The 18,221-nt window shown below is 70.5% G+C and carries 15 protein-coding genes; 5 read left to right on the top strand and 10 right to left on the bottom strand.

Features of this window, described 5'->3' with window-relative positions:
• Positions 1-53 precede the first annotated feature (53 nt).
• Both D7Y11_RS02010 and D7Y11_RS02005 read left to right on the top strand, forming a co-directional pair.
• Positions 54-1,202: an ImmA/IrrE family metallo-endopeptidase gene (locus D7Y11_RS02010; protein WP_120574645.1), complete on the top strand. Its 1,149-nt coding sequence runs from the start codon at positions 54-56 to the stop codon at positions 1,200-1,202.
• Positions 1,199-1,714 carry a hypothetical protein gene (locus tag D7Y11_RS02005; RefSeq protein WP_121752928.1) on the top strand — a complete coding sequence of 172 codons (516 nt, stop codon included), beginning with the start codon at positions 1,199-1,201 and terminating at the stop codon, positions 1,712-1,714. Before D7Y11_RS02010 ends, D7Y11_RS02005 begins: the two co-directional genes overlap by 4 nt.
• Positions 1,715-1,717: 3 nt before the next feature.
• Here the strand turns inward: D7Y11_RS02005 and D7Y11_RS02000 are convergent, their stop codons facing one another.
• From D7Y11_RS02000 to D7Y11_RS01960, 9 genes are all read right to left on the bottom strand, one after another.
• Positions 1,718-2,458, bottom strand: coding sequence for a lysophospholipid acyltransferase family protein (locus tag D7Y11_RS02000; RefSeq protein WP_121752929.1), 741 nt, complete (start codon positions 2,456-2,458; stop codon positions 1,718-1,720).
• Positions 2,455-3,423 carry a 3-oxoacyl-ACP synthase III family protein gene (locus D7Y11_RS01995; protein ID WP_126932895.1) on the bottom strand — a complete coding sequence of 323 codons (969 nt, stop codon included), beginning with the start codon at positions 3,421-3,423 and terminating at the stop codon, positions 2,455-2,457. The genes D7Y11_RS02000 and D7Y11_RS01995 overlap by 4 nt, the downstream gene beginning before the upstream one ends.
• Positions 3,420-5,279 (bottom strand): cyclic nucleotide-binding and patatin-like phospholipase domain-containing protein, encoded by a 1,860-nt coding sequence (locus D7Y11_RS45120; protein WP_126932894.1) that lies wholly within the window; start codon positions 5,277-5,279, stop codon positions 3,420-3,422. The genes D7Y11_RS01995 and D7Y11_RS45120 overlap by 4 nt, the downstream gene beginning before the upstream one ends.
• Before the next feature lie 78 nt (positions 5,280-5,357).
• Positions 5,358-8,555 carry an efflux RND transporter permease subunit gene (locus tag D7Y11_RS01985; protein ID WP_121752932.1) on the bottom strand — a complete coding sequence of 1,066 codons (3,198 nt, stop codon included), beginning with the start codon at positions 8,553-8,555 and terminating at the stop codon, positions 5,358-5,360.
• 9 nt (positions 8,556-8,564) lie between these two features.
• Entirely contained in the window at positions 8,565-9,773 is a 1,209-nt protein-coding gene (locus tag D7Y11_RS01980) for an efflux RND transporter periplasmic adaptor subunit (RefSeq protein WP_120574639.1), read from the bottom strand.
• On the bottom strand, positions 9,761-11,434 hold the full coding sequence (locus D7Y11_RS01975; RefSeq protein ID WP_199753676.1) for a TolC family protein: 1,674 nt from the start codon (positions 11,432-11,434) through the stop codon (positions 9,761-9,763). The genes D7Y11_RS01980 and D7Y11_RS01975 overlap by 13 nt, the downstream gene beginning before the upstream one ends.
• Before the next feature lie 309 nt (positions 11,435-11,743).
• Positions 11,744-12,028 carry a hypothetical protein gene (locus D7Y11_RS01970; protein ID WP_120574637.1) on the bottom strand — a complete coding sequence of 95 codons (285 nt, stop codon included), beginning with the start codon at positions 12,026-12,028 and terminating at the stop codon, positions 11,744-11,746.
• The gene (locus D7Y11_RS01965) at positions 12,018-12,584 is read right to left on the bottom strand and encodes a hypothetical protein (RefSeq protein WP_126932893.1); all 567 of its coding nucleotides are present in this window, start codon (positions 12,582-12,584) and stop codon (positions 12,018-12,020) included. The genes D7Y11_RS01970 and D7Y11_RS01965 overlap by 11 nt, the downstream gene beginning before the upstream one ends.
• A 17-nt stretch (positions 12,585-12,601) precedes the next feature.
• Positions 12,602-14,683, bottom strand: a complete 2,082-nt coding sequence (locus tag D7Y11_RS01960; RefSeq protein ID WP_126932892.1) for a HEAT repeat domain-containing protein — start codon at positions 14,681-14,683, stop codon at positions 12,602-12,604.
• A 141-nt stretch (positions 14,684-14,824) separates the two neighbouring features.
• Between D7Y11_RS01960 and D7Y11_RS01955 the strand changes: the two genes are divergently transcribed.
• Both D7Y11_RS01955 and D7Y11_RS01950 read left to right on the top strand, forming a co-directional pair.
• The gene (locus tag D7Y11_RS01955; protein WP_120574634.1) at positions 14,825-15,652 is read left to right on the top strand and encodes an alpha/beta fold hydrolase; all 828 of its coding nucleotides are present in this window, start codon (positions 14,825-14,827) and stop codon (positions 15,650-15,652) included.
• A 35-nt stretch (positions 15,653-15,687) separates the two neighbouring features.
• Positions 15,688-15,972, top strand: a complete 285-nt coding sequence (locus tag D7Y11_RS01950) for a DUF427 domain-containing protein (RefSeq protein WP_120574633.1) — start codon at positions 15,688-15,690, stop codon at positions 15,970-15,972.
• 1 nt (position 15,973) lies between these two features.
• Here the strand turns inward: D7Y11_RS01950 and D7Y11_RS01945 are convergent, their stop codons facing one another.
• Positions 15,974-17,011, bottom strand: coding sequence for an oxygenase MpaB family protein (locus D7Y11_RS01945; protein ID WP_121752937.1), 1,038 nt, complete (start codon positions 17,009-17,011; stop codon positions 15,974-15,976).
• Positions 17,012-17,206: 195 nt separating this feature from the next.
• Between D7Y11_RS01945 and D7Y11_RS01940 the strand changes: the two genes are divergently transcribed.
• The gene (locus D7Y11_RS01940; RefSeq protein ID WP_121752938.1) at positions 17,207-18,220 is read left to right on the top strand and encodes an ABC transporter ATP-binding protein; all 1,014 of its coding nucleotides are present in this window, start codon (positions 17,207-17,209) and stop codon (positions 18,218-18,220) included.
• Position 18,221 lies beyond the last annotated feature (1 nt).

Here is an 18,221-nt window from a genome sequence, read left to right as displayed (position 1 = left end):
CGCGTCCAGCGGGTGCCCTTGCCACCTGGGGGGCCCTGCTTGATGCTGAGGTCATGACGCAAGGGCCGCCCACGGATGACGCCTCGGATGCCCTGCGGGAGCTGGGCCGCCGGCTCTCCAGGCGGAGGAAGGAAGCCGGGCTGGAGGTGGAGGCCCTGGCCGCGCGTGCGCGGGTGTCCGCGCATCTCATCCGGACCTTCGAGCTGGGCGAGCAGGCGCTGGGGCTCAGCGCGTTGACCCGGCTGGCCTCGGCGCTGGGACTTGCGCCTACGGCCTTCTTCCACACGTCCGCGCCTGTCGAGCAGGTCCCCGTGGAGCCCGCGGCGCTGCTGAAGGGTGGCGCGGTCAGCGCTTCGCTCTCCGATGTGGATCGGGACTTCCTCCTGGAAGGGCTCCGGCAGGCACGGGCCTTCAGCCTGCTTGGAGCGCTCCGGCAGGTCCCCCGGTTGGCGGAGCAGTTCCCTCCCGAGCCGCCCCCCGCGAAGAACGCCCACCAGGCGGGATATGCGTGCGCCCGGAGGGTCCGAGCCCTGCTGCCGGAGCGTCAGGGCCCGCTGCGCAATCTGGGCCGGCTGATGGAGAGCCATTTCGACGTCCTCGTCCTCCGGCATGCCTTCACGAATCCCGCCGTGCATGGCGTCAGCTGCCGCTCTGGCAATGCCCGCCTTATCGTCATCCATTCGGAGCTGACGCGTGAGCCGGTGCGCCGCTTCGTGCTGGCTCACGAGCTGGCGCATCAGCTCCTCGACCTGTCGGAGAGCGACGTCCAGACGGACGAGGGGCGCTTGGACTCGTCGCGCTTCTGGATGGAGAACCCTCCCGCGGAGAAACGGGCGAATGCGTTCGCCGCCATGCTGCTGGCACCCGAAGAAGCGGTGACGCAGAGCCTGGGGGCCGCGAAGCCGGAGGGCTATGGCCTGAAGGAAGCCCGTGAGCTGGTCATCCGGGCTCGCACGCACTTCGGCCTCAGCTTCGCCGCCATGGCCTGGCACCTCTACAACCTCCGGTACATCCGGGAGCGGGAGACCGTGGAGGCCCTCTTGATGTCCCCGGACGAGACCGTCCTGGAGGGCTTCGAGGACGAAACGCGCTTCACGGGCATCGAACGTCGTGCCCTGGATGCGCACGCCCACGAGTTGATCTCATCGAGCCGGGCTCGCGAGCTGCTCGGACGCCCTGTCGAGGACCTGCTCGCGACATGAGCCGATACGTCGTCGACACCGACGTGCTGGCGAACGTCCAGCGCGCGGGGCATGCCGTCACGCTGGGGGAGTTGGGGACCCTGCCCGTCGTCATCACCGACACGGTCTGGGATGAGTTGACCGTGGGCGCCTCGCTTGCCGGCGCTCCGGAGCGTCTGGTCCAGGAAGCGGAAGCGATGCTCAAGGCCATCGCGGGCGCGCCCACCGTGTTGGTGCCGCAGAGCCCGGAGGCCCAGACGCTGGTCCAGCTCCAGCTGCCGCCGGTGACAGAGGGGATGGGGGAGCACTCGGTGATTGCCTATGCCTGTCACCATCCCGGCGCGACGGCGATCCTGCATGACCGACGCGCCCTTCATCGGGGCATCGAGGAGCTTCGCGGACGGGTCCTCTCCCTTCATGGGTTTTTGGACGTGCTTCGTCGGGAGCACGGGCTCGCACTGAAGGCCGCACACCAGATTTCAGAGTGGTACTGCGTCCGGAACAAGCCGCAGCGCCGCCCGCTCTGGTGGTAACGCTCAGGACGGACGCGCCGCGTCCAGCAGTCCCTGCACCGCGCCCGTCACCTCGCGGTGCACCGTGAGCAGTGCCTCCCGGTCCGTCGCGTCGAATCCCGGGGTCAGGTGGGTTGTCAGTGACTCTCCAACCCATTGGGTCATCTTCACCGGGAAGGACAGGGACAGCGGCCACAGGCCCGTGGCGCCCACGCCCAGCCACAGCGGCAGCCTTCCGGGCATCCCCACGCGCTTGCCCCACGCGTAGCCGTCGTTCAGGCCCACGTAGGCGTCGTCCATGCCGTGGCCCGCGATGGGGACGATGGGCAGGCCGTAGCGCACGGCCAGGCGCAGGTAGCCCAGCCGTTCTCCCCAGTCCACGCGGTAGCGGTGCCGGAAGTCGCGGCAGCCCTCGCGTGTGCCGCCTGGCTGCACCAGCACGTGCTCGCCCTTCTTCACCGCTTCCTCCAGCAGCGGCCCGTCGCTGGTGACGAAGCCCAGCCCGTCCGCCACCTGGCGCATGCCGGGGATGCGGTCGAACGCTCCGTGCGCGATGCCATGGGGCAGGTAGCCCAGCCGGTCGTGCAGCGTCACAGTCAGCATGCACAGGTCCACCGCCAGGGGCCGGCCGTGGTAGCCCACCAGCAGCTTCGCTCCAGGGCGCAAGAGCGGCTCCAGGTTCACCACTTCGTAGCGGTGGTAGCGCTGGAGCAGGCGGAACGTCGTCAGCCACGCGGCCCGTGCCGCTGTCGCCGTGACCGTCACCCACCCACCCGGTACAGCACCGCGCCGTGCGCCACGCCCGCGCCCACGCCCACCATCAACACGCGGTCCCCCGGCTTCACCGGCCGCGTGCGCCACAGGCGATCCAACCCCGTACCCAGCGACGCGGAGCCCACGCTGCCCGCCGTGTCCACCACCGTGACGCTCTTCTCCTCCGGCACCTCCAGCGCCTGGAGGATGGCCGCGAACATGCTCCCGTTCGGCTGGTGCGTGAGCACCCACTCCACGTCCGACACCGTCAGCCCCGCGCCCTGCAGCACCGTCGACGCCGCGCGCTTCAGTTCCCCCAGCGCGACGCGGGTCATGTCGCGCGCGGGCGTGAGGAAGCGCATGCCCTCGCGCTGGCCTGTCTGGTGCGGGTTCTCCAGCACGACGTCCGGCGGCAGCGTGCCGTCGTTGCCGAACGCGGCTCCCAGCACGCCTTCGCCGGGACGCGCTTCGCCCAGCACCACCGCCGCCGCAGCGTCACCCAGCACCAGGTAGGGACGCGGGTCTTCCGGCCGCGTGGTGCGTGACAGCAGCTCCACGGACACCACGCCCACCGGCCCCAGTCCCGTCGCCGCCGAGCGTGCTGCCAGGTCGAACGCGCTCAGGAAACCCATGCACGCATTGCTCACGTCCATCGCATCGCACGTCCCGGACAGCCCCAGCGCCGCCGCCACCCGGCTGCCGTTGGCCGGCGTGGTGACGTCTCCGCCCATCGACGACACGAACAGGATTCGCCGGAGCGCCGTCGCCGGGAGTCCCGCCGCCTCCAGTGCGCCTCGCAGGGCCTGGGCTCCCAGGTCCGCCGCGCGCATGCCCTCCGGCGCGAAGTGCCGCGTGCGGATGCCTGTCTTTCGCTCTACCTCCGCCGCATCGCGGCCGACTCGCGCGCAAACCTCCGCGGTCGTCACCGGCGGACCCGGCAGCACACTCGCGGTGCCGAGGATGCGGACCGGAATCACGCCGCCCTCCGGCCACCGGCCGCGCTCCTGCGTCCTCGCAGCGCTTCCCAGGCCTGCTTGAACTCCAGCAGCTTCTGCTCCAGGCCCATGTCTCGCGCGGCCTCGTCCAGCACCTCATCCACGTGCGTGAAGCGCATGGAGCCGAGCAACGGATGCTCGCGCGTGCCCACGTCGTAGCGCAGGTCTCCTCGCGCGGACTCCAGGTCGCCGTTGCGGTGCAGGAGCAGCACTCCGCTGGCCAGCAGGTCCTTCGCTCGTGCCACGGGGTTGAGCGCGGAGAGGAACAGCCCCACCGCTCCCGGCAGCAGCGGCCGCGCTGCGTGGTGGTGACCCGCGGGGAAGATGTTGCTGGAGAAGACCAGGTCCGCGCCCGCGTGGAGCAGCACGTCCACCGGCACCATGCTGGTGAAGGCCCCGTCCACGTAGCGCGCGGGAGGCTGGAGCGTGGGCGCCCAGACGCCCGGCGCCGAGCCACTCGCGCGCACCGCCAACGCCAGCGGTCCCTTTTCCAGCACCACGCAGCGGCCCGTGGTCAGGTCCGTCGTCACCGGCAGGAAGCCCATGGGCAATTCCTCCAGCGCCAGGTCCCCCAGGTCGCCGCGCACCAGCCACTCCATGGCCTGCGTCGTCACGACGGAAGACAGCGCGGCGGCGGACAGGTGCCCGACCCGCGCGCGGTGCTGGAGCCGGCGCAGGCCGTCCAGGCCTTCACGCCCGTCGCGCGCGGTGCCGCAGTAATACGCGCCCACCAGCGAGCCCATGCTGGCGCCGCTGAGGAAGTCCACCGGCACGTCCAGCGCCGCCAGCCTCCGCAACAGGTGCGCGTGGTAGAAGCCCCACACGCCGCCGCCACTGAGCGCCAGACCCACGCGCCGGCCGGTGATGGCGCGCGCCCACCGCGACAGCGCATCCCTCGTCCCTGCGTCCAGGCCCAACGCCGCCAGGGGCCGAGAATCCCCGGGCCGCACCACCAGCCGCTCCCAGTCCAGCCGCAGCCGGCACCCGGGCGGCGGCGCCTCCTCGTCCCATCCGTCCTCGTCCGGCAGCGAGCGCCCCTGCAACATCGTGCTGCCCTGCGACCGCCACGGCGACAGCAGTACGGTGAGCAGCACCGGCGCTCCCTGCGTCCCCACTCTGTTCGTCTCTCCTCCACCCGGCGGCACCAGCCGCACCTCGCGCGGTGTCAGCACCTCCGGCACCGGCACTCCATCCACCAGCACGCAGTCGAAGTCCTCACCTTCGGCGAGGAGCGGCGCGCCCGGAGTCACCGTGCGGCGGAACACGCCGTCGGCTCCGCGCACCGCGCCTTTCGTGCGCTTCGCCCCCGCGCGCACGAGCAGCACCCGGTCCCCGAAGTCGTGGACCATCACCTTCGCCACCAGCTCCACCAACACGGACCGCGTCGCGGGCGGCAGGTCCAGCCCCTGCTGCGCGTGGAACGTCACCACGTCCGGCCGCGCCGCCGCGCTTCCTCCAGGGCTTCCAGGCCGAAGCACCGCCGCCACCGCCTCCAGCTCCACTCGAGGAAGGAAGAGGGCATGCGACGCGGACACCGCCGTCACCGTGACGGGCCAGGTGCCGCGCGCGAGCGCCTCCACGCCCAGCGACATCCCCGAGCGCAGGTGCAGCAGCACCGTCCCTCCTGTCGTCATCCGCCACTCGCCCGAGCGCAGGAGGTAGATGCCGTCCACCGGCTCGCCCTCGCGGCAGATGCCCTCGCTTGGCTGGGGCTCCACCGGCCGGGCCCGCTCCAGCAAGCGGAGCAGGGCGGACGCACGCGCGTGGCGCAGCACGGGGGCTTGCTTCAACGTGTACAGCCAGCGACGCCGCTCATCGACAGTCAGAGGAGAAGGCATGCGTCGCCCAAGGATAACCAGGACGCTCCGGCGCGGGGTAGCGCGCCGGAGTGCCTGCCCGCTCCGTGCGGGTCGTCGTTACGCCGGCTGGGGTCGCGGTGGCTCCCCCTCGGGAGGGATGGCCGGCGGCGGCGGGTTGCTCGGACCGCGAGGTGAATTGCCGTGCTTGCGGTGTTTCAGGACCTTCGTGCGCGCGCCTTCCACCAGCGCGTAGAGCACCGGGATGAAGATGAGGTTCACGAAGGTGGAGAAGAGCATTCCGCCGAAGACGGCCGTGCCCAGCGACTTGCGCGCGGAGGCGCCCGCGCCGCTGGCCAGCATCAGCGGCACCACGCCGAAGAGGAACGCGAAGGACGTCATCAGGATGGGCCGCAGGCGCGTCTCCGCCGCGTTGATGGCGGACTCCACCACGCCCTGACCCTGCGCGCGCAGTTGCTCGCCGAACTCCACGATGAGGATGGCGTTCTTCGACGCGAGGCCCACCAGCATCACCAGGCCCACCTGACAGAACACGTCGTTCACCAGCCCGCGCAGGTTCTGCAAGAGCAGCGCGCCCATCATCGCGACGGGCACCGCGAGCATGACGACGAAGGGCAGGGCGAAGCTTTCATACTGCGCGGCCAGCACCAGGAACACGAACACGATGCCGAGCGCGAAGATGACGAGCACGGTGTTGCCCGCGCTCTTCTGCTCCTGGGACAGGCCCGTCCACTCGAAGGTGAAGCCCGGCGGCAGGGCCTGCTTCGCCACCTCCTCCATGGCGTTCAAGGCCGTGCCGGTGGAGGTGCCGGGGCTGCCCTGGCCGTTGATGTTGGCGGAGCGGAAGAGGTTGTAGTGGGTGATGTTCTGCGCGCTGGTGATGGGCGTCACCCTCACCAGCGCCTCCAGCGGCACCATGGCCCCGGTGTCCGAGCGCACGTAGAAGCTGCCGATGTCCTTCGGGTTGTCGCGGAAGGGCGTCGCGGCCTGCACGAACACGCGGTAGACGCGGTTGGCGAAGGTGAAGTCGTTCACGTACTGGCTGCCCAGGTACACCTGGAGCGTGGAGAACAGCGAGGACAGGGGCACGCCCATGGCCTTGGCCTTCTCCCGGTCCACGTCGATGTTGAGCTGCGGCGAGCCCGCGGTGAACGCGGAGAACACGCCGCGCAGCCGCGGGTCCTGGCCCGCCTTGCCCACCAGTGCCTGCGTGGCCTGCGCCAGTTCCTCCAATGTGCGGCCGCCCTGCTGGTCCTCCAGCACGAACTCGAAGCCGCCCACGCTGCCCACGCCACGGATGGCGGGCGGTTGCAGGGGCAGCACGCGCGCGCCGCCCACCTGGCTCAGCGGACCGCGCAGGCGCTCAATCAGGCCCGCGACGCTGGACTCCTTCGTCTTGCGCTCGTCCCAGGGCTTCAGGTTGATGAAGAGCGAGCCGTAGTTGGCGCCCGTGCCCAGCAGCGAGAAGCCGCCCACGGTGAAGATCTGCGTCACCTCCTCCTGCTGCTTGATGATGCCCTCCACCTGGATGAGCACGTTGCGCGTGTACTCCAGCGACGTGCCCTCCGGGCCCTGCACCGCGATGATGACGTAGCCCTGGTCCTCGTCCGGGATGAAGCCCGTGGGCGTGGCCCGGTAGAGCAGGCCCGTGGCGACGAGGAACACCGCGAAGATGCCCACGACGACCCACCGTGCCTTGCCCAGCATCACGCCCAAGAGCTTCCCGTAGCCGCGCCGGAGCGCGTCCAGGCCCTCGTCGAACTTGCGTGCGAGGACGAACTTCTGGCCCTCGTTCGGGCGCAGGAGGCGCGCGCACAGCGCGGGGGACAGGGTGAGCGCCACGAGCGCGGAGAGGCTGATGGAGAACGCGATGGTGAGCGCGAACTGGCGGTAGATGGCGCCGGTGGTGCCGGGGAAGAAGGACACCGGGATGAACACCGCGGACAGCACCAGCGCCGTGGCCACCACCACGCCGGACACCTGCTGCATGCCCCGGTGGGTGGCCTCCTTCGCGTCCACCTTCTCGTGCTCGATGACGCGCTCCACGTTCTCGATGACCACGATGGCGTCATCCACCACCAGGCCCGTGGCCAGCGTGAGGCCGAAGAGGGTCAGCGTGTTGAGCGAGAAGCCGAACGCGTTGACGAACATGAACGTGCCGACCAGTGACACCGGCAGCGTCGTCACCGCCACCAGCACGCTGCGCCAGCCGTGCAGGAAGATGAAGATGACCAGGATGACCAGGAGGATGGCTTCACCCAGCGCCTGGAGCACCTCCTCGATGGAGGCGCTCACCGCGGCCGTGGTGTCGAACGCCACCTGATAGGTGAGGCCCGGCGGGAAGTTGGCGGACAGCCGCTTGAGCTCCGCCTCCACGCCCTCGCGCACCTCCAGCGCGTTGGAGCCGGGCAACTGCGTGATGCCCAGGCCCACCGCGTCCTGGCCGTTGAAGCGCAACAGCTGCTGATAACTCTCCGCGCCCAGCTGCGCGTTGCCCACGTCGCGGATGCGCACCAGGGCGCCGTCAGCGCCGCGCTGGATGACGATGGCGCCGAACTCGTCCGCGGACGTGAGCTGGCCCTTCACCTGGAGGGACAGCTGATACGCCTGCTCCTTGGAGGACGGGGCCTGGCCCACCTTGCCCGCGCCTACCTGGACGTTCTGTTCTTGAAGCGCGTTGACCACGTCCTGCGCGGTGAGGCCGCGGCGGGCCAGCTCCGTGGGGTCCAGCCACAGGCGCATGGCGAAGCGGCGCTCGCCGAAGATGCGCACGTCGCCCACGCCCTTCACACGCAACAGCGCGTCGCGGATGAAGACGTCCGCGTAGTTGCTGATGAACTCCGTGTCGTAGCGCTTCTCCTTGTCATAGACGCCGAAGGAGACCAGCAGCTGCGTCTGCGCCTTGCGCACGGTGACGCCCAGCGCGTTCACCTGCGCGGGCAGCTGGGGCGTGGCGGTGGCCACGCGGTTCTGCACGTCCACCGCGGCCAGGTCCACGTCGCGCGACGGGTCGAACGTGGCGGTGATGGTGGACTGGCCGTCGTTGGTGCTGGTGGAGGACATGTAACGCATGCCCTCCATGCCGTTGAGCTGGCGCTCCAGCACGGTGGTGACGGCGCTCTCCACCGTCTCCGCGGACGCGCCGGTGTACGTGGCGGTGATCTGGACCTGCGGCAGCGCCAGCTCCGGGTACTGCTCGATGGGGAGGCTGGGAATGGAGATGGCGCCCACCAGCGTGATGAGGATGGACAGCACGCTGGAGAAGACGGGGCGCTTGATGAAGAAGTCGGTGAACATGGCAGCCCCCTACTGACCCGCGTCCGAGCCACCGCCCATGCCCTGGGCAGGGGGCAGGGGCATGCCTGCTGTCTGGCCCTGCGACTGCCGCGCGGGCTTCGGCTGGATGGGCATGCCGTCCCGCAGCTGCTGCACTCCGCTGATGATGACCTGGGTGCCCGCGTCCAGGCCCTTGAGCACCTCGTAGTCGTTGCCCTCCACCAGCCCCAGCGTCACGGGCTGGCGCTTCACCACGGTGCCGGCGTCGCCTTCCCCCACCACCATGGCGAAGGACTGGCTGCCCTGCCGTGTCACCGCGGTGGTGGGCATCTTCAAGGCGTCGCGCACGTCGTAGACGAGCTGCGCGCGCACCAGCTGTCCGGCCCTGAGGCCCACGGTGTTCTCGAAGGCGGCCTGCACCTCCACCAGCTGCGTGTTGGGATTGGGTGTGGTGGCGACGAAGAAGGCGGGGGCGCGGACGATGGGCTCGCCATCCTCGTTGAGCACCTCCAGTGGCGTCTCGCCAATCTTCACGCGCGCGGCCTGGTCCACGGGCACCTGCACGGACAGCTCCAGCGCGCGGCTCTGGTCCAGGATGGTGAGCGCCGTTTGCGGCGTCACGTAGTCGCCCAGCTTCACCGGGATGTCGCCCACGACGCCGTCGAAGGGGGCGCTCACGTTGAAGAAGCCCAGTTGCACCTGCTGGTTCTGGATTTGCGCTTCCGCCGCCTGGGCCTGGGCCTCGGATTGCGCCGCCTGGGCCACGGCCTGGTCGTAGTCCTGGCGGCTGACGAGTCCTTCCCTGAGGAGCTGCGCGCTGCGCTCGCGCGTCCTGCGCGCGAACTCGCGGTTGGCGACGGCGGAGGCCTTCTGGGCCTGGGTGGCGCGCAGGGAGGCTTGCTCCTGGCGCGGATCCACCACGAGCAGCACCTGGCCCGCCTTCACCTTCTGGCCCTGGCGAACGGGAATCTTCTGGATGTAGCCGGCGACCTGCGGGACGACGGTGATGCTGCTGCGCGAGATGAGGGTGCCCACGTATTCGCGGGTGTCGCGCACCGGGCCGGGCTTCACCGCCATCACCTGCACAGGCGTGGGCTTGCCTCCGCCCTGGGTCTGGCTGCCCGCCTGGGGGCCGCCTCCGGGCGCGGCCTGGCCGGGGTCCTTGCCGCCGCTGCACCCGCCCGCCGACAGCGCGAGCACGAGTCCCCACGCGCCCCAACCGCCCCTCACCAATCGCATGCCGCCTCCGACAGGAATGCATCCACCACGGCCTGGCGGTACTGGAAGTCGCGGATGACGAGCTCCAGTTCGGCCTGCCGCAGGGCCCCGGCCGCGTCCACCAGCTCGAGGCTCGTTCCGGTGCCCACCTCGAAGCTGCGGCGGGTGAGCCGGTCATTCTCTTCCGCGAGTTTCCGCTGGCGGTCCGCCAGGTCGCGCGTCTCCTGGGTCACCTGCACGGCGCGCTTCGCCTGGGTCACTTCGATGACGATGTTGCGCTCGCGGCCGGTGACCTCCGCGCGGGCCTGCTCCAGCTGGCCGCGGGCCTGGCGCAGGCGGCCCTCGCGCGCGCCGCCATCCCAGAAGGGCAGCACCAGGCTGGCGCCGACGTTCCAGATGGGCACCTCCGCGAAGCCCGGGTTGACGGTGAGCGCGGTGGTGCTGCTGGTGAGGTCCAGGGTGGGCGCGTACAGGCGATACACCTCGCCGATGGCGCGCTCGGCCACCACCTGGCGCGAGCGGGCGGCGGCGATGTCCGGGCGGTTCTCCAGCTCCTCCAGCGTGCGGCAGGTGGCCTTCGCGCCCTGGAGCAGCGTGGTCAGCTCCAGGCCCGGCTTGAGGCCCACGGCGGACGGGGTGCCCAGGGCCAGGCCCAGGGACTCGCGCGCCTTGCGCAGGTCCTCGTCGCCGGTGACGACGTTGCGGCGGGCGATCTGTGCGTCCTGCTCCACGCGGACGACGTCCAGTCGGGTGCCCGCGCCCAGCTCGAAGCGGCGCTGCGCCAGGGCCAGCCGCTCCAGCGAGGTGCGCAGGTTGACGCGGTTGACCTCCGCCAGGCGCTCCGTGGAGGACACGGAGACGAGCGCCTGTGCGAGGCCGCGGGTGAGCTGCCGGCGCGTCTCCGCGAGCGACAGGCCGGCGGTGCGCCGCGACTCCTTGGCGCTGCCCAGGGCATAGAGGCTGGCCAGGTCCACCACGGGCACGTTGGCGGTGAGGATGCCCACGCCCAGCAGCTCCGTGGGTGTGAAGCTCCCGCCGCCCGTCACCGCGCCGCCCGTGCCGCCGCCGAAGGCGACGATGCCCGGGTTGAGGACGTTGTACTGCGCGGTCAGGTTGCCGGAGACGGAGGGCAGCAGGTTGGCGAGCGCGATGCGCCATGTGCCCGCGGCGACTTCAATCTGGCCCAGCGCTGCCTGGAGGTCGGGGGAGCGCTGGCGCAGGAGCGTGAGCGCTTCGTTCCAGGACTGGAGTTGTAGGGGCGCGGCGGGTGCGGGCGTGAGCAACGGATCCGACACGTTCGCCTGGAACGGCGGTGGCACCTCGGGGACGTCGTCCGGGTCCTGGGCCGACGGCGTGCGGGTCCGGTCGGGCTGCCGCGCGGGAGTCCGTGCGTTTGGCGCGGCCGGTGTCCGCGCGGGTGCGTTCGGAGCCGGGGCACTCGGCGCGGCCGGAGGCTGCTCGGGTAGGTTCAGGACCGGGGCGTTCGGCGCGGGCGCGTTCGGAGCCTGGGTGTTCGGTGTCGCGACGGAAGGCGTGGGCGGCGGAGGCGCGGGTGGAGCGCGCTGCGGTGGCGCGGTGTATTGCGCGAGGACGGGACGGAGGGGTCCGGAGCCGTGCTGTGCTGGCGCCTCACCGGGGATTCCGGTGGGAACCAGCAGGGCTGCGAACACGAGCGCGTTCATAAAGGGATGCTCCCCAGGTAGGGGCGAAGCCAGCCCCCGGCCACGGTTCGCGCCCCCCGGCGCTCCAGTGGACAACACAGCAGGGCGAGGTTGTGCTCAGCAGTCGATGAACGGACCTCGGGCCAGGAGCGGGAGGTCCGGGGTTGCCCTTACGGACGCAAGGGCGGAGAAGGTGGAGGGGCTCGTGGAGACATGGCGCGTCCTGACGGTGGCTGGGGCAAGGGAAGAGCCAACGTGCGTCGCGATCGCCGAGCGGGCGTCTGTCTTCAAGGGAGGGCGGGCGTTCAACACGCCACGGGTGGAGCCCCGCTACTCGTAGAACTTGCCCGCGAACAGGATGCTCGCGCACCGGTGCCAGGGATTGGCGGAGCGGTCCTGGTCCTGGGAGTCCTCGCCCCAGGAGGCGCCTCGTTCGAGGAACGCCCCGATGGTGCCGTTCTCCCATCCGAGGGGGCTCGGTGCGTGCGGAGCAGGAGGCCGACGGGCAGCCTCCGCGCGGTCCTCCTCGAAGTCCTCGCTCAACGCCTGGACGAAGCGCAGGAAGGACGCCTCGTCCGTGACCTCTTCCAGGAGTTGGTGCAGGTCATGGGCCATGGCGCACTCCGGTTCCAGCATCCGGGGCAGGCGCCTGGATGAACGGCAAGGGCACGGAGCCATCCGGTGGATCGAAGGACCGACCGACCTCCGAAGTGGGAACCAGGATGCCGGGCCCAGCATCCGTGGGCGCCATCGATTCATCCGGCTCTCCATCCCGAAGGCGGCGGAGGATCCGGCCATCGCTCCCGACCGCGTACTGCGCGCCCGAGTGCAGCGCGGGAACAGTCAGTCCACAGGCCCGGGGATCCTCATCGATCCGGACGAAGAGGATGCCTTGCCGCTGCATGACCCTGTACCGGTGTGACTCGCGCCGGTCGACGCAGGGTGTGTTGGCATCTTGTGGGCCCAGGAAATCGGCGGCGGCGACGTCGAGCGCATGCAGGACGGTGCCGCTCAGTTCGACCGCGCCTCTCTCCGCGCTCGCTTCCACGGCAGGCTGCTCGAAGAACCGGGGGAACTCGATGGACGCGTCATTCGTCCACGCATCACGCGTGGGCGTGGGCCGCAGGCAGCCCGCCAGGAGCAACGCTGCCGGAAACACGCGCCACGCCACGCTCACGCCGCGCATCCTCATTGCGGCAACATGCCCAGCCGCTGCTTCGCGGACTTGTTCTGCGGATCGAACCGGAGCGCTTCCTCCAGCCGCTCGCGGCCCTTCGCCGGGTTGCCCTGCACCACGTAGAGGTCCGCCAGCCGCACCAGCACGTCCGCGTTGTAGGGCTGCAGGTCCAGCGCCTGTTCGAACTCACGCGTCGCCGTGGTCACGTCCCTGCGGCGCATGGCCAGCTGCCCCAGCATCACGTGCGGCTGCACCAGGCCGCGCGTCTCCGGCTCCGTCGCCAGCGCCTGCAACGCCGGCATTCCCCTCGCGTCTCCGAACGCCGCCAGCGTCAACGCCGCGCCCTGCCGCACCCACAGCGAGCCGTCCTTGAGCAGCGACGCCAGGTCGTCCGTCGCCTCGCGCGCGTTCGCCGCGCCCAGCCCGTCGATGATGTCCGAGCGCAACGTGCTGTCCGTCGTCCCCTTCAACGCCGCCCGCAGCGCCGGCACCGCGTCGTGCTTGAACCGGCGCGCCAGGAACTTCGCCGCCGCGCCCCTCAGCGTGCCCGCCTCCGCCGTGTCCGCCAGCACCGCCTCCAGCGCCCCACGGCTCTGCGCCGCCGTCTTCTCGTCGAACGCGTCCGCCAGCCGCAGCCGCCGCGCCTGCCGCGCCTCCGCCTTCGGCCACCACTTCACCAGCGCGTCCTGCATCGCGTCCGGCGTCTTCTTCTCATGACAGGTGTTGCACGCGTTGGGGATGTCATGGCGCGCCGTGTTCTGGGGCGCCGGCACGTCCAGCGCGTGGTCCGCGAAGTGGTCCAACACGCCCGACACCACCGGCGGCATGTGACACGCCAGGCAGTCCTGCGCCGCCGCTGCCTTGTGGTGCGTGTGCTGCTCTCCCTGCGCCACCACCTCCTGATGACAGCCCTGGCACGTGGACGCGTTCACCGACGTGCGCGCCGCCACCGGCTTCTGCTTGCGCACCTCGTTGGGCGCGTTCGCGTCGTGCGGCGCCGTGTGGCACGTCAGGCAGGTGGCCCCGCCCTTCAGGTGGCACTGGGACTGGATGAGCGCCTGGTACTCGAAGCTGGAGGTGCTGGGCCGCCCGTCCGCGAAGAAGTCCCCGGAGCGGTCGTTGCCCACCAGCAGCACCATGGGCTGATAGCTCGCGTCGTAGCGCTGGCCGGGCAGGAAGTGGTGCTTCGCGTCCAGCATGGGGAACAACGTGCGGCGCGGCCCGTGGCACTGCGCGCACACCGCGAAGCCCTCCTCCTTCGACAGCTTCGCCGGCTGGATGATGTCCTCCGGCGCCTGCGACTCCGCGTGCTGCCCGCCGGGCCCGTGGCAGGACTCGCACGCGACGCCCGCGTCTGCGAACTTCGTCTCCCACTGGTGGCTCGCCCGGTCATAGTGCGCGTCCAGCCCCGTCACGTGGCAGTCCAGGCACGCGTGCTGCGCGCTGCGGCGGAAGTTCGTCCAGAAGAACGGGTGGTCCGGCGACAGCGCCCCCTGCTTCTTCTCCGAGTAGTCCACCCACTCGGCCTTGCCCGTGACGTGGAAGTACACCGGCATCACCTGCCAGCGGCCGTCCGGCAACAGCGTGATGGGGTCCTGCATCCGCTTGCCGCCCACCACCCACTGCACCGGCCACTCGCCCAGGTTCCCGTCCGCGCCCTTGGTGCGCATCAGGTACTGGCTCCCGTCGCGGCGCATCCAGGCCTCGCTGGACTCGCCCTTGAAGTGCGTGCTCGCCGTGAATGTGCCCACCACGTACGGCTTCGTCGCCGGAGACAGCGCCCGCGCGTGCCAGTCGTGCTTCCAGCCCGTGTGCTGCTCCTCGTGGCAGTCCGCGCACACCTGCGAGCCCACGAAGTGATTCGGCTTCGCGGGCGGCGCCTCCACCGTCTTCACCGGCACGGGCGCGGCCACACTGCCCGCGTCCAGCGGGGTCTCCGGAGCCGGAGTCGGCGCCTGTGTCACCGGTGGGGACACGGAGGGCGTGGGCGCGGACGAAGAGCGCAGGAAGAAGAACAGGCCCGCCGCGAGGACCACCACCGCGAGGGCGACAAGGACAGGGCGAGAGGAGCGCATCCGGAAGGTGCCGCCCATGCTCCTCCCAAGCGCCGGGCCGCACAAGCGGCGCTCCGCGCAAGCCCTTCTCCTCCAGTGGACAATGACCTCCCAGGGAGGGCTGCGGTCCTGGCGAGCCCTGGATTAGGGTCTCCCTCCAAGCCAAGGGAGGCCGTGCCCATGCCCATGCGATCCGTGAATGGAACCCGGCTGTACTACGAGGACACTGGTGGTTCCGGGGACGTGGTCCTCTTCAGCCACGGGCTCCTCTGGAGCACCCGGCTGTTCGACCCGCAGGTGGAGGCCCTGCGCGGCCGCTTCCGCTGCATCGCGTACGACCACCGGGGGCAGGGCCAGAGCGACGTGCCGCCCGAGTCCGCCATCGACGTGGAGACGGTGTACGCGGACGCGGTGGCGCTCATCGAGTCCCTGGGCGTGGCGCCCGTCCACTTCGTGGGCCTGTCCATGGGCGGCTTCGTGGGCATGCGGCTCGCGGCGCGCCGGCCGGACCTGCTGCGCTCGCTGGTGCTCCTGGAGACGTCCGCGGACCCCGAGCCCATCGCCAACGTGCCGCGCTACACCGCGCTCAACCTCGTCGCCCGCTACGTGGGCCTGGCCCCCGTCGCGACCGCGGTGATGCGCATCATGTTCGGCGCGTCGTTCCTCTCCGACCCGGGCCGCGCGGAGGAGCGGGCGCTGTGGCGAACGCGCCTGACAGGCAACCGCCGCGACATCTACCGCGCCGTCAACGGCGTCATCAAACGCAAGGCCATCACGGAGGAGCTGCCGCGCATCCGCACGCCCACGCTCGTCATCGTGGGGGAAGAGGACCGTGCGACAGTGCCCGCCAAATCGGAGCGCATCCACTCGCTCATTCCCGGCTCCCATCTGGTGCGCCTGTCGCGCGGAGGCCATTCGTCCTCCGTGGAGGAGCCGGCGCTCGTCAACGCGGAGCTCGCCCCCTTCCTCACGCAGCACGCGTCCAACCAGGCCGCGCACGCGGGCTGACGCGCCGTTAACCAGCACTCCAGGAGGGTTTCCCCATGCCAGTCGCGAAATGGAACGGCACCGTGCTCGCGAAGAGCGACACCTACGAGACGGTGGAGGGCAACATCTACTTCCCGCCCGACAGCCTGGCGCGCGAGCACTTCAAGCCCAGCGCCACGCACACCACCTGCCCCTGGAAGGGCGAGGCGAGTTACTACTCGGTGGAGGTGGACGGGAAGACGAACGCCGACGCGGCCTGGTACTACCCGGAGCCCAAGCCGGCCGCGTCCAACATCCAGGGCCATGTGGCCTTCTGGAAGGGCGTGACGGTGGAGCGCTGACTCAGAGGCCGGTGAGGTACTTGCCCCAGCGCAGGCTGTTGCGCATCTGGGTGACGATGAAGGCGGGCACCCACTGGAGCAGGTTCGCCTCCGGCTGCACGTCGTAGCCGTTCCACAGGTCATCGTCGATGCGGTTGGGGTCCAGGACCGTGGGGGCGGGCGCGGGCGTGCCTCCGAAGCACTCGCCCCGGGCGAAGAAGAGGTTCCACAGCGTGGCGGCCTCCGCGTGGTCGTCCGCCATGAGGCGCGTGTCCACGCCCAGCAGCGAGCCCAGCAGCTTCCAGAAGGAGTACCAGCGCTGCTCGTTGTACTCGTAGCCCTTGTTCACCCACGCCTGCGCGACGACGTGGGAGAACGTCAGCAGCGTGAACGCGACCGCGCTCTGGTTGTAGCAACGGTCCCGCCCCGTGTGATGGGACTGGTAGTGGCTCAGCGCGACGTTGTGCATCTGCGCCAGTAGCAGCGTCGTGGCCAGGGTGCGCGTGCTGTAGATGCTGCCCCAGCCCATGTTCATGTTGCCGTAGAGGATGCGCAGCATGATCTGCGCCGTCTCGATGACCCGACGGGACACGACGGCTTTGATCTTGCTGTGCCGCCGCTGCTCGAACAGCGCGGACACGTCCTTGTGGTAGTACGTGGCCTTGAAGGACACGCCCGCCAGCTGGTTCACGGACGTGGCCTGGAAGAAGACGTAGAAGGCCTCGTCTCGCGCGGCCTCGAAGTCGCGGAGGAACTGCGCGGCGGACTGCGCGCCCGTCACCGCCGCGGTCGCATTGGCGTCGTGGTCGTAGAGCACCTTCGCGAGCCGGTGGTCGCTGTACGTGGTGCCCCAGAAGCCCGTGATGTCGGAGAAGGCCTTCAGCGCGGGCCGCCACCCCTGGAAGGCGGTCACGGTGCTGACATGCTTCGACCAGTGTGTCCGCAGCCCCTGCAGCAGCTCCGGCTCCGCCGCGTTCATGATGCTGAACAGGCTGTTGGCCGCGTTGAGCGGGTCGCCCAGGATGGCGTCCAGGTTCTGACCACGGAAGATGAAGGGCATGGGGCGGGCGCTCCGGCGGACGGCGTTCCCGGCGCAGTGTAGAGAACTGTTGAACCTGTAACAAACCGCCCGCCATGGAAAACCCGACACGTAGGGGATGTGACGGGGCACGTGGGGATGGGGCTTCGCGGGCGGACGCGAGCGGCGATGCTGGGGCCTTTCGCGGGGCGTGGCCCTGAGTGGAGGAGCGGAGCCTTGGCGACGGTGTCCCTGCAGGACGTGCGCAAGGTGTACCGGGGTGGGGTGGCGGCGGTGAAGGGCGTGACGCTGGACATCGCGGACGGCGAGTTCGTGTCGCTGGTGGGCCCGTCCGGGTGCGGCAAGTCCACGACGTTGAACCTCATCGCCGGGCTGGAGGAGCTGTCGGGCGGCGAGCTGCGCATCGACGGGCAGCGGGTGAACGACCTGTCGCCGCGCGAGCGGGACATCGCGATGGTGTTCCAGAGCTACGCGCTCTATCCGCACCTGGACGTGGCGGGGAACCTGGCGTTTCCGTTGAAGGTGGCGGGGATGGGGGCGAAGGACGTGGACGCGCGCGTGCGCGAGGTGTCCGGCGTGCTGGGGCTGGAGGCGCTGCTGGCGCGCCGGCCGAAGGAGCTGTCGGGCGGGCAGCGGCAGCGGGTGGCGCTGGGGCGCGCGTTGGTGCGCAGGCCCAAGGTGTTCCTCTTCGACGAGCCCCTGTCCAACCTGGACGCGGCGCTGCGCACGCAGATGCGCGGCGAAATCAAGAAGCTGCACGAACAGCTGAAGGCCACGTTCATCTACGTCACGCACGACCAGTCGGAGGCGATGACGCTGTCGGACCGCGTGGTGGTGATGAGCCAGGGCGAGGTGCAGCAGGTGGCCCCACCGCGCGAGCTGTATGACGCACCGGCGAACCTCTTCGTGGCGGGCTTCTTCGGCTCGCCGCGAATCAACCTGGTGAAGCCCCAGACGCTGGGTCTGTCCGAAGGTGACGCGGTGCTGGGCCTGAGGCCTGAGCACCTCCAGGTGGGGCAGGGCGCCATGCCGGAGGACGCGCGCGAGGGTCGCGTGTACCTGGTGGAGCCCATGGGCGCGGAGGTCTGGGTGACGGTGGAGACAGGCGGCGAGCGCCTGGTGGCGCGGGCGCCCGGGGACTTCCGCGCCGCGAGCGGAGACACGGTGTGGCTGCGCCACGACGCGCGCTACCTGCGCCGGTTCGACGCGAAGACGGGGCGCGCGGTGTGAG

Origin of the sequence: Corallococcus sp. AB018 (assembly GCF_003986945.1) — a bacterium.
GTDB lineage: Bacteria > Myxococcota > Myxococcia > Myxococcales > Myxococcaceae > Corallococcus > Corallococcus exiguus.
Note: the sequence above shows the minus strand (reverse complement) of the source record. Positions and strands in the feature narration are given on the sequence as shown.